The organism is Pseudomonas sp. AMR01, assembly GCF_041946035.1.
GTDB classification, from domain to species: Bacteria; Pseudomonadota; Gammaproteobacteria; order Pseudomonadales; family Pseudomonadaceae; genus Aquipseudomonas; species Aquipseudomonas antarctica_B.
In genome coordinates this window covers 24832-35831 of record NZ_JAUTYR010000048.1, presented here as the reverse complement: position 1 = coordinate 35831, position 11000 = coordinate 24832, and the positions used below count along the sequence as shown (strand labels likewise).

General features: G+C 59.4%; 9 protein-coding genes. 1 reads left to right on the top strand and 8 read right to left on the bottom strand.

Annotated elements, in window-relative coordinates; translation table 11 throughout:
• The first annotated feature begins 182 nt into the window (after positions 1 to 182).
• Positions 183 to 1292: an AGE family epimerase/isomerase gene (locus Q7C20_RS24685; RefSeq protein ID WP_375070902.1), complete on the top strand. Its 1110-nt coding sequence runs from the start codon at positions 183 to 185 to the stop codon at positions 1290 to 1292.
• A gap of 134 nt (positions 1293 to 1426) precedes the next feature.
• Here the strand turns inward: Q7C20_RS24685 and Q7C20_RS24680 are convergent, their stop codons facing one another.
• The 8 genes from Q7C20_RS24680 to Q7C20_RS24645 all read right to left on the bottom strand — a co-directional run bounded on the left by Q7C20_RS24680 (position 1427) and on the right by Q7C20_RS24645 (position 10880).
• Complete coding sequence (locus tag Q7C20_RS24680; RefSeq protein WP_375070901.1) at positions 1427 to 2332, bottom strand: cation diffusion facilitator family transporter; 906 nt, start codon at positions 2330 to 2332, stop codon at positions 1427 to 1429.
• A gap of 191 nt (positions 2333 to 2523) precedes the next feature.
• Complete coding sequence (locus Q7C20_RS24675; RefSeq protein ID WP_348061220.1) at positions 2524 to 3291, bottom strand: SDR family oxidoreductase; 768 nt, start codon at positions 3289 to 3291, stop codon at positions 2524 to 2526.
• Between the two features lie 801 nt (positions 3292 to 4092).
• On the bottom strand, positions 4093 to 4809 hold the full coding sequence (locus tag Q7C20_RS24670) for an ABC transporter ATP-binding protein (RefSeq protein ID WP_078740437.1): 717 nt from the start codon (positions 4807 to 4809) through the stop codon (positions 4093 to 4095).
• A complete protein-coding gene (locus Q7C20_RS24665) occupies positions 4806 to 5681 on the bottom strand; it encodes an ABC transporter ATP-binding protein (RefSeq protein ID WP_375070900.1) in 876 nt (291 codons plus the stop codon). The genes Q7C20_RS24670 and Q7C20_RS24665 overlap by 4 nt, the downstream gene beginning before the upstream one ends.
• Positions 5678 to 6955 (bottom strand): high-affinity branched-chain amino acid ABC transporter permease LivM, encoded by a 1278-nt coding sequence (gene livM / locus Q7C20_RS24660; protein WP_375070899.1) that lies wholly within the window; start codon positions 6953 to 6955, stop codon positions 5678 to 5680. The genes Q7C20_RS24665 and livM overlap by 4 nt, the downstream gene beginning before the upstream one ends.
• Before the next feature lie 2 nt (positions 6956 to 6957).
• The gene (locus tag Q7C20_RS24655; protein ID WP_348061212.1) at positions 6958 to 7872 is read right to left on the bottom strand and encodes a branched-chain amino acid ABC transporter permease LivH; all 915 of its coding nucleotides are present in this window, start codon (positions 7870 to 7872) and stop codon (positions 6958 to 6960) included.
• A gap of 201 nt (positions 7873 to 8073) precedes the next feature.
• Positions 8074 to 9210: a branched-chain amino acid ABC transporter substrate-binding protein gene (locus Q7C20_RS24650; RefSeq protein WP_375070898.1), complete on the bottom strand. Its 1137-nt coding sequence runs from the start codon at positions 9208 to 9210 to the stop codon at positions 8074 to 8076.
• A 386-nt stretch (positions 9211 to 9596) separates the two neighbouring features.
• Positions 9597 to 10880 (bottom strand): NAD(P)/FAD-dependent oxidoreductase, encoded by a 1284-nt coding sequence (locus Q7C20_RS24645; protein ID WP_375070897.1) that lies wholly within the window; start codon positions 10878 to 10880, stop codon positions 9597 to 9599.
• Between the last annotated feature and the right edge of the window lie 120 nt (positions 10881 to 11000).

Sequence of the window (11000 nt, the reverse complement as noted above, 5' to 3'; positions counted from 1 at the left end):
ACCGAGTGGTGGGGCGAAGACCTTTTGGTTACTTTTGGGGCGTTTGCCAAAAGTGACCCGCTGTAAGAGCGGAACCATAAGCCGCCGTTACCGCAGCAACGGATATACACACCGACAGACCGCTCCCCCAGACAAGCCTGCTACCATGCCCGCCTACACCCCTGCCGTGACGACGCCAGCCAATGCCCAGCGCTTCCCAACACTCCTTGAACACTGTACTCACCCACTTCCACGACCTGATCGTGCCGCTCTGGCAGAACCCAGGCTGGAACGCTGAACTGGCATTACCCTACGAAGCCCTCGACGCCGATCACCGCCCATTGCCCCCCCAACGCTACCGCGCCATGGCCTGCGCCCGTCAGCTGTACCTGTTCGCCAGCCTGATCGGCCAACCCGGCACACCCTTTGCCGAAGAGCGCGCCGCCGCCCTCTTCCGCTCCCTGCAACGGCATTTCCACGACGCCGAACACGGCGGCTGGTTCTACAGCATCGACCCCGCCGGCAAACCGCTGGACAAGCGCAAAGACCTCTACACCCACGCCTTCATCATCTTCGCCTGCGCCCACTACTGGGCCAAAGTGCGTGAACCGTTGGTGGAATCGGTGCTCAATGCCGCCCTGAACGTGGTCGCCAAACGCTTCGCTACCGGCGACGGCCTGTACGAAGCAGTGGTAGAGCGCAACTGGTCATCGCTCAATTCCGGGCCGCTGCAAAACCCGTTGATGCACCTCGCCGAAGGCTTCCTCGCCACGCTGGCCGTGCGTGAAGATGCCGTCACCCGCGACGCCCTGCTGGACCTGACCACCGCCCTGCAGAAGCGCTTTATCGACCGCCAAACCGGCGTGATGATGGAAAAACCGCTGGGCGCTGTGGATAACTGGTTTGAACCAGGCCACCAGTTCGAATGGTTCTTTTTGCTGGAATCATCGCAGGTGCTGCGAGGTACGCCATTGCATGCCTCGCTGACCCGCGCGTTTGCTTACGCAGAGCTTAAGGGTGTGGATAACGAGAGCGGTGCGGTCAGCGGCATGCTTGCCCTCGACGGCAGTGTGCGCGACGGCACGCAGCGGATCTGGGCTCAGGCGGAATACCTGCGGGCACTGACCTTGCGGCCGGGCAGTGAAGTGGTGCTGCAGCGTCAATTGCTGGCGCTGCAACAGCATTTTTTGCATGACAAGGGTTGGCATGAATGCCTGGATGCCAAGGGCACCGTAAGCCGACGGGATATGCCGTCGACGACGCCTTATCATTTGGCGACTTGCTATCAGGGTTTGGTCCAGCATCTGGGCTGATTTTGAGGGCCTCATCGCAGGCAAGCCAGCTCCCACATTCGACGCGGTTTCAATGTGGGAATGCGGTCGAATGTGGGAGCGGCGGTGCGACGATTCGACTTGCTCGCGAATGCCTCAGCTCGGTTTGACTGACCTCACGCAATCCACTTGCGATCCCCGGTAAAACTGATCGTCAGCCACCGCGCCGCGTCCGCTGTACCCAGCCCTGTGGATATCTCTTCGCGCAGCCCATCCAGGGTCGCGACGTTATCCACCGGGTAATCCGCCGGCAACACCACGTGAATCTCGATAAACCGCGCCCGGCCGTGCTTTTGCACGTACGACACGTAGTCGTCGAAACCATGCCTGGCCTGCGCCGCGTCCATCACTTCGCGCACCTTGTCGTCCAGATGATCCGGGGCAATTCCCAGCACCTCGCGCAACGCCGGGCGCAGGATCTTGAACGCCGGCGCCAGCATGCTCAGGGCCAGCAGGATCAGGATCAATGGGTCGACATACACCGCCCACTCGCCATAGCCCTGGGACTTGAGCAACAACGCGGCAAGAAAGCTGATCAGCAAGCCCACGGACAACATCGCGTCCACCATCCAACTGATGTTGTCGAACTGGATCAGTGAAGATTTCAACGTGCGGTTGCGGTAGCGCACATAGAAGAAGTAGGCGAACTCAACCACGGTAAACACCGCCGCGTAGATGATCACCAGCCCCAATTCAATCTCGCGCCCGCCATTGATAATGCCGAATACGCCGTTGAGAAACGCGTAGATGGCGATCAACAACAGGAAGCTGCCTTCGATCAACAGCACCATGGGTTCCAGGTGCCAATAGCCGAACTGAAAACGCTCGTTGCTTTTCTTGGCGATCAGCTTGGCGGTGATCAGCATCAACACCTTGATGGCGGTGGCGATCAGCGAGAAAAAGCCGTCGAACAGAATGGATTGGGCGCCGGATATCACACCCGTGACAATCCCGGCGATCGCCACAGCGAACATCAGGATGGTCGATTGTTTGAGCAGTGACTGCTCACCTCGGTTACTCACATTTCCTCCCGTTAAAGCCTTAAATCCGCACAGTGCGGAGGGGCTTTGCCGGGGGAGTGTACCTCATGGCCTATTTCGGCCGATTGTGGCGAGGGAGCTTGCTCCCGCTGGGGCGCGAAGCGGCCCTAAAATTTTGGGGCAGCTGCGCAGCCCAGCGGGAGCAAGCTCCCTCGCCACAGAAGTGATCGGTCTTAAGCCTTGGCCCCACGCTCAATCGCAAACCCGGCCCAGGTCTGGCTCACTGGCATCAACTCCAACCGGTTGATGTTCACGTGCGCAGGCGTGTTCAGCACCCAAAAAATCGTGTCGGCGATATCCTGCGGCTGGATTGGCTCGGCACCCGCGTAAGTCGCGTCATACCGCGCCTGATCACCGCCGAAACGCACCAGCGAGAACTCGCTCTCACACAGGCCTGGCTCGATGTTGGTGACGCGTACGCCCGTGCCCTGCAGGTCGCAACGCAGGTTCAGCGAAAACTGCTTCACGAAGGCTTTAGAGCCGCCATACACGTGGCTGCCCGGATACGGATAGCTGCCAGCGATGGAACCCAGGTTGATGATGCCAGCGCCACGGCCATGGGCGATCAAGCGCGGCAATAGCAGGCTGGTGGTGGTCAGCAGGCCTTTGATGTTGGTGTCGACCATGGTTTCCCAATCGTCGAGGCTGCACTTGGGCGCAGGGTCGGTGCCCACCGCCAGGCCGGCGTTGTTGATCAGCCCGCGCAGTTTGGCGAACGACGGCGGCAGGTTGGCAATCGCCTCTTCCATACCCTTGCGGTCACGCACGTCCACGACCAGGCCATGCACTTCGGTCTGTTTGGAAAGCTCTTCGACCAAGGCATTCAAGCGGTCGGCGCGACGGCCGGTGAGCACCAGTTTCCAGCCGGCGTCGGCAAAACGACGGGCGCAGGCTTCGCCAAAACCTGAGGTTGCGCCAGTAATAAACAGCGTGTCGGACATGGTGTTCTCCTTGCGGGCATCGGGAAAAAATCAGCCAGCAGAATGCCCTTACGCCGCGATTGCGGCAACCACTGAGCACGAGACTTCATACACACGTGGTTACTATTTGATCAATTAACGCAAAGCCTTATAGAACGTGGCTTGCAGCCATATGCGCGCAGCTTATCCACAACTGCGCCCACAGTCTTTGGGGGCAAGTGCAAAACGCCTCAGGCCTCTGTGTGCAAGGCCTGCGGGCGGTTTTAGAAAGTTTTTTGCTTGACCTGGGAAGCACCCTATGTAGGCGATTGTAAATAGGAGAAATTGGAACGATGGCTCCAGGCCAGTCATTCCGGCCTCTGTGGCCGTCTTTCCAGAGTTTAGTCACAGACTTATCCACAGGCTGAAGGGACATATTTTTGTCATACACCTGTGTCTTTAAACAGGTTGACAAAACCCTCGGCTGGTCGCGAAAAAGCCGCTGATCAAAAAACAACCGTCGCGCTGCAAGCCACGCCGTTAGCGGCTTTCAGGCAGCTACTCCCACGTTACCCACAGCCGGTTCCACAGCAGATGGGGACAAGTCAAAACCGTGACAAAACAGGGATTTGCGGCGGCTATATGTCGCGCTTTGAGAGGAGGCCAAATTTGTTTTCCACAATTTGGAATCGGCCTTGTAAAGACCGCAAAACAAATGTGGGAGCGGGCTTGCTCGCGAATGCGGTGGGTCAGTTTCAAATGTACTGACTGACACACTGCATTCGCGAGCAAGTCGAATCGTCGCACCGCCGCTCCCACAGGGGATCTGCATTGCAATTTAAATCAATGACCACCCAAATAGGCGTTGCGCACTTCCTCATTCACCAGCAATTCCTTGCCGGTACCCGTCAGGCGAATCTCGCCGTTGACCATCACATAGGCCCTGTCAGACAAGCGCAGCGCGTGGTTGGCGTTCTGCTCCACCAGAAAGATGGTCATGCCCGTAGCCGCCAGCTCGCGCAGGGTCGCGAAGATCTGTTTCACCACAATCGGCGCCAGGCCCAGGCTCGGTTCGTCCAGCAGCAACAGCTTGGGCCGGCTCATCAGCGCGCGGGCGATGGCGAGCATTTGTTGCTCGCCACCCGACATGGTCATGGCGCGCTGGGTACGCCGCTCCTTGAGCCGCGGGAACAGCTCGAACATGCGCTGCATGTCTTCCTGGGCGTATTTGTCGCCAATCGGGATGGTGCCCATCAGCAGGTTTTCCTCGACGGTCATGTCGGGGAACACCCGCCGCCCTTCCGGCGACTGCGCAATGCCGTTGGAGGCGATGTAGTGGGACGACTTGTGGGTAATGTCGACGCCGTTGTAGAGAATTTGCCCCGACTCGGCCCGTGGCTGGCCGAAAATCGACATCAGCAACGTGGATTTACCCGCGCCGTTGGAGCCGATCAGGCTGACGGTTTCGCCTTCGTTGATGTGCAGCGAGACTTTTTTCAGGGCCTGGATCGGGCCATAAAACACGTCCAGGTCCTTCATTTCGAGGATAGGCCCACTCATACCAGCTCCTCTTCGTCAGCGCCCAGGTAGGCGGCAATCACTTTCGGGTCGTTGCGGATCGCTTCCGGCCCGCCCTCGGCGATGACGTTGCCGTGGTCGAGCACCACGATGTGGTCGGAAATACTCATCACCATGCCCATGTCGTGTTCGATCAGCACCACCGTAAGGTCGTGCTCGTCGCGCAACAGGCGAATCATCGCGCTGAGGGCTTCGGTTTCCTGAGGGTTGAGGCCGGCTGCCGGTTCGTCCAGGCAGATGATCTGCGGCCGGGTGCACATGGCGCGGGCAATTTCCAGGCGGCGCTGTTGGCCGTAGGAAAGCTCACCGGCGAGGCGGTTGGCGCAGTCCACCAGGTCCACCACTTCCAGCCAGTAGAAGGCGTGGTCGAGGGCGTCGCTTTCGGCCTTGCGGTAGCCCTTGGTGTTGAAGATGCCGGCGAGCATGTTGCGGTTGACCCACATGTGCTGGGCCACCAGCAGGTTTTCCAGCACCGACATTTCCTTGAACAGGCGAATGTTCTGGAAGGTCCGCGCCAAACCCGCACGGTTGACCAAGTGGGTGCCGCCGAACATTTTGTAGTACACACGGCTGAAGAAGCTTTTCGGCGAGACGAAGTCGGCGCCCTTGAAGCGTTCGCCGAGCAACTGGATGACGTTCGTCTGCTTGCCGCGAATGTTCAGCTGGATCTTGCCGCCGCTGGCTTTGTAGAAACCCGTGAGGCAGTTGAACACGGTGGTTTTACCGGCGCCGTTGGGGCCGATCAGGGCGAAGATAGAGTTGCGTTCGACCTTGAGGCTCACATCGCTCAAGGCCTTGATGCCACCGAAGTGCATCATCAAATGTTCCACGCTGAGGACGACTTCCTTGCTCATGGCGCTACCCCCTTGCGTGGCGTCACACCGGTTCGGCTGATCCGGATCAGGCCGCGTGGTCGCCAGATCATCATCACCACCATCAACACACCAAACAGCAGCACGCGGTACTCAGAAAACTCGCGCAGCAACTCGGGCGCAACGGTCAATACGAATGCGGCAATCACAACGCCCACGGTCGAGCCCATGCCGCCCAACACCACGATGGCCAGGATCAGCGCCGACTCGAAGAAGGTGAACGACGACGGGTTGACGAAGCCTTGGTAGCTGGCGAAGAACACGCCCGCCAGACCGGCGGTGGATGCACCAATGGTGAACGCCGAGAGCTTGACCAGCACGTGGTTCAGGCCCATGGAGCGGCAGGCGATTTCATCTTCGCGCAAGGCTTCCCACGCGCGGCCGACCGGCATGCGGGTCAGGCGGTGCTTGATGTAGAGCACGGCCAACACCACCAGGAACAGCACGATGTAGATAAAGATGAATTTGATGTTGGGGTTGTAATCGAGGCCGAAGAATTCGTGGAACGGAATCCCGCCGTCCTTGGCCTTGCGCACGAACTCCAGGCCGAGGAACGTCGGCGAAGGTACCGGCATGCCGTTCGGGCCGCCGGTAAACGACAGCCAGTTGTTCAGCACCAGGCGGATGATTTCACCAAAGCCCAGGGTCACGATGGCCAGGTAGTCACCGTGCATTCGCAGCACGGGGAACCCGAGTATGCACCCCGCTAGCGCCGCCGCGATGGCGGCCAGTGGCAGCACACTCCAGAAACCCAGGCCCAGGTATTGATAACCCAATGCCAGGCCATAGGCGCCGATGGCGTAGAACGCCACGTAACCCAGGTCGAGCAAGCCGGCCAGGCCCACCACAATGTTCAGGCCAAGGCCGAGCAGCACGTAGATCAGCCCGAGGATGACCACGGTCAGCAGGTATTTGTTGGCAAAGATCGGGAACACGATGGCAATCACGATCAGCGCGGGGATGATCCAGCGCAGGCGCGATTTGTAGTCCGGCGCCAGCACGTGAACACCGGAGCCACTGCTTTCGAAGCCCTGCAGGACCTTCAAGCCCTTGGGGGTTTGCAGGAACAGGCTCAGGGCGAAGCGACCGACCATCACAATGGCGACCAGCAGCCCGACACGCGCAGGTTCCAGGTTAAAGCTGTAGCCGTCGAGGACCACGCCGACGATCGGACCGAACACGATCAGGGAAATCAGCCCGGCGAGGACCGTATCGACCAGACTTTTCTTGATATCGATGGGTTTGGCAGCAGACATGTTTACACCTTAGCCACGAGTGGGCGACCCAGCAGGCCCTGGGGACGGAAAATCAGAATCACCACCAGCAGGGAGAAACTGAACACGTCTTTGTAGTCCGAGTTGATCAACCCGGAGAACAGCGACTCGGAGATACCCAGGATGATCCCGCCAAGCATGGCCCCAGGCAGGGAGCCGATGCCGCCGAGTACCGCTGCGGTAAACGCCTTGATGCCGATAATGAAGCCGGCATAAAAGTCGAAGGTGCCGTAGTTGAGCGTGATCAACACACCCGCCAGGGCAGCCATGGCGGCACCGATGACAAACACGTAGGAGATCACGCGGTCGGTGTTGATGCCGAGGATGGAGGCCATCTTGCGGTCTTGCTGCGTCGCCCGGCACATGCGGCCGAGCTTGGTGTATTTGATGATGTAGGTCAGCAAGGCCATGCCCGAAAAGGCGGCGACCAGAATGAAGACCTTGGTGTACGTCAACTGAACAAAGCCGGTGCCGATGTCGACACGCCAGGCCCCGGCCAGCAGCGTGGGAATACCTTGTTGCTTGGCGCCCTGTGCGATCTGGGCGTAGTTCTGCAGGATCAGTGAAATACCGATGGCGCTGATCAGCGGTGCCAGTCGGGTGGAGTTGCGCAGGGGTTTGTAAGCAACACGCTCAATGACCCAGCCGTAAACGCCAGTGACGACCACGGTGAAGACCAGAGTGCCGAGAATGAGCAGCGGGAAGGATTCGATGCCGAAGTAAGCCAGCAGTGCCAGACTGATCGCCGCGAGGTAAGCGGAAATCATATAAACCTCGCCGTGGGCGAAGTTGATCATGCCAATGATGCCATAGACCATTGTGTAGCCGATGGCGATCAGGCCATAGACCGACCCGAGGGTCAGACCGTTGACCAGTTGCTGCAGGAAAATACCATCCATAACGCAATCTCACGCGGTGAGCACCTGCACACCGACAGGTGTGCGGCGCTTCTGGAGGAAAAGACAGATCTCGATCACAACACCACTTCCTTGTGGGAGGGGGCTTGCTCCCGATTGCGGTGGATCAGCTGTACATCTGGTGACTGACACACCGCCATCGGGAGCAAGCCCCCTCCCACATTGGATCTGTGGCGCTCAGGCTTACTTCTGCTTTTCCAACTGGTGGTATTTGCCGTCTTTGTCCCACTGGTAAACCACGTAGTCGGACACTTTCAGGTCGCCCTTGCCATCCCAGGTTTTCTCGCCCATGACGGTTTTCACCGGGTGAGCTTTCAGCCACTTGGCAGCGTCTTCGCCTTTGTTGGACTTGGCACCGTTGAAGCCGGCAGCCAGGGCCTGGACCGAGGCGTAGGCGTACAGGGTGTAGCCTTCTGGCTCGTAGCCGGCTTTGCGGAACTCTTCGACAACGGCCTTGCTGTCTGGCAGCAGGCGCGGGTCGGCGCCGAAGGTCATGTACACGCCATCCACGTACTGTTTGCCACCGGCGGTGGTCACCAGTTCGTCGGTCACAACACCATCATCGGACATGAACTTGACGTCTTTCAAACCGGCTTCACGAAGCTGGCGAACCAGTGGGCCGGCTTCCGGGTGCAGGCCGCCGAAGTACACGACGTCAGCACCGGTGGAACGGATTTTGGTGACCAGGGCGCTGAAGTCTTTCTCGCCACGGGTCAGGCCTTCTTCCAGCACTGGCTTGACGCCACGCTTGGTCAACTGGGCAGCGGTGGCATCGGCCAGGCCTTTGCCGTAGGTGTCTTTGTCGTTGATGACCGCGACTTTCTTGCCCTTGAGCATGTCGACGATGTAGTCGCCGGCGACGATACCTTGCTGGTCGTCACGCCCGCACATACGGAACACGGCGGTCAAGCCACGTTCGGTCACCTGTGGGTTGGTAGAACCCGGGGTGATCATGATGATGCCCGCATCGGCATACACCTCGGAAGCCGGGATGGTGTTCGACGAGCAAAAGTGCCCGACCACGCCGATCACTTTGTCCTGATCGACCAAGCGGTTAGCCACCGCTACGGCCTGCTTGGGTTCGCAGGCGTCGTCGCCGGCAACCAGTTTGATCTGCTCGCCGTTGATGCCACCGGCCTTGTTGATCACATCGGCTGCCGCTTGGGCACCCTTCATGTACTGCTCACCGAACGAGGCGTTGGCACCGGTCATCGGACCTGCTACGCCAATCTTCACATCAGCTTGAACAAACGCAGACACACCCAGCGCCGCTGCAACGGCGAGGGCCAGAAAACCTTTCTTGTAAAACGTCTGGGACATGAGTGGTGCTCCGAGTTTTTTGTTTATTGGCACTACGAATTCACTGCGACCTTCAGTTGAAACTTTCAAGGGAAAGCCCAGAGCAAGGCGCGTGCCATTACGTTTTTATTAACAGAAAAGACACCGTGTCATTGTTATTACAGGCGTTTCGGCTACTCGCGCCAGCACGTGCAACCGCTTTGAGCATAAAGGTGCAACCGATGAACCCAAACAGTACAACCCTGGCAGGTCGTAGCCACAATCAAGCGAATAAACGACAGTTCCTGCACCTGTAACAATGTGCGTAACGGAACTGCACATTTACAGTGCGCGATTGCTACGACTTGCACCAATACAGATGAGTAGCCTGCTAAGAAAATGCAGGCTTCTGAACGGTATTTCGTTGATCAGATCACGATCCTCAGGCATTGCCCGGCGTGATACAGCGAGAATCCAGCTTCGTATAAGCAGCTGCGCAGGCCCACCCCGGCCAACGGCTGCATCGGCGCAAACGGAATCGGCAGCGCCTGGGGATTCTGGTGACATAAATAGTCGGCAAATGCCTTGCCGACCACGCTGCCGGTGGTCACGCCGCGCCCGTTATAGCCCGTTACTGCCACGAGCCCCGGCGCCGGTTCGAACAGGCGCATCAGATGGTCGGGCGTGAAGGCGATGCAGCCGGTCCAGGTAAATTCCCACTGCACCGATTTGAGGTACGGGAAGTAATGCTGCTGCACCCGATCGGCCCACGTCTTCAAGAACCACGCAGGTTTCTGATTGCCGTTGCCCAGGCTGCCGAGCAACAGACGGCCGTCGGCGTCGCGGCGGATGCTGCTCAACACCTGGCGCGTATCCCACGACCCTTGCCCGCCCGGCAGGATGTGTTCGGCCGCCGGGTCTGTCAGCGGGGCCGACGCGACCTGGTAGTAATAGCCGGGGAAGAAGTTGCGACGCAGATCGGTCCATTCGCCTTCGGTGTAGGCGTTGGAGGCGATCACCACCTGTGCCGCCTGCACTGAGCCCTGGGCAGTCTGCACCGACCAGCTTGAGCCTTGGCGCTCAAGTTGAGTGACCGGGGAATGGTCGAACAGTTGCCCGCCGAGCCCGACCGCCGCATTCGCCAAACCACTGGTGTAGGCCATCGGGTTCAGCGTGCCGGCGCGCCTGTCGAGCAAGGCGGCGGCGATCTTTTTGGTGCCCGTGGCGTGCTCGCAGGCCTGGCCGGTCAGTAGCTCGACCGGCGCGCCACGGCGCTTCCATTGTTCTTCTCGGCTGCGCAAATCCGCCTCGCCCCGGGCGTTGTGCGCCATGTGCAAGGTGCCTTCGCGGCGTAATTGGCAATCGATGGTGTACTTGTCGATCAGGCTGAACACCAGCGAGGGTGCTGCGCCCAACATGCGGTTGAGCTGGCTGCCCACCGCTTCGCCGAAACCGGCTTCAATCTCATCCGGCGGGATCCACAGGCCGGCGTTGACCAGCCCGACGTTACGCCCCGAACCGCCGTGGCCGGTGCGTTGCGCCTCCAGCACGGCGACGCTTTTGCCTTGTTCCAGCAGGTGAATGGCCGCCGACAAACCGGTGATCCCGGCGCCGATCACGCACACATCCACCTTGACCGCACCTTTGAGCGCGGCCCGATCCGGCCGGCCAGGGGTGAGGTGTTCCCACAAACATGCTTCGCGTAATGCCATTGCCAGACTCCGATGAGACCTAACAAACCACTATTATTTTTCTTTGCGAACCCAATCAACTGTGGGAGGGGACTTGCTCCCGATGGCGGTGGATCAGGTTTGAACCTGTTGCCTGACACA

Bases quoted from the DNA above. Each gene is read 5' to 3' on its own strand.
- Q7C20_RS24685 (WP_375070902.1), top strand. From the start codon at position 183: ATGCCCAGCGCTTCCCAACACTCCTTGAACACTGTACTCACCCACTTC.
- Q7C20_RS24675 (WP_348061220.1), bottom strand. From the start codon at position 3,291: ATGTCCGACACGCTGTTTATTACTGGCGCAACCTCAGGTTTTGGCGAA.
- Q7C20_RS24670 (WP_078740437.1), bottom strand. From the start codon at position 4,809: ATGAGTGGGCCTATCCTCGAAATGAAGGACCTGGACGTGTTTTATGGC.
- Q7C20_RS24665 (WP_375070900.1), bottom strand. From the start codon at position 5,681: ATGAGCAAGGAAGTCGTCCTCAGCGTGGAACATTTGATGATGCACTTC.
- livM (WP_375070899.1), bottom strand. From the start codon at position 6,955: ATGTCTGCTGCCAAACCCATCGATATCAAGAAAAGTCTGGTCGATACG.
- Q7C20_RS24655 (WP_348061212.1), bottom strand. From the start codon at position 7,872: ATGGATGGTATTTTCCTGCAGCAACTGGTCAACGGTCTGACCCTCGGG.
- Q7C20_RS24650 (WP_375070898.1), bottom strand. From the start codon at position 9,210: ATGTCCCAGACGTTTTACAAGAAAGGTTTTCTGGCCCTCGCCGTTGCA.
- Q7C20_RS24645 (WP_375070897.1), bottom strand. From the start codon at position 10,880: ATGGCATTACGCGAAGCATGTTTGTGGGAACACCTCACCCCTGGCCGG.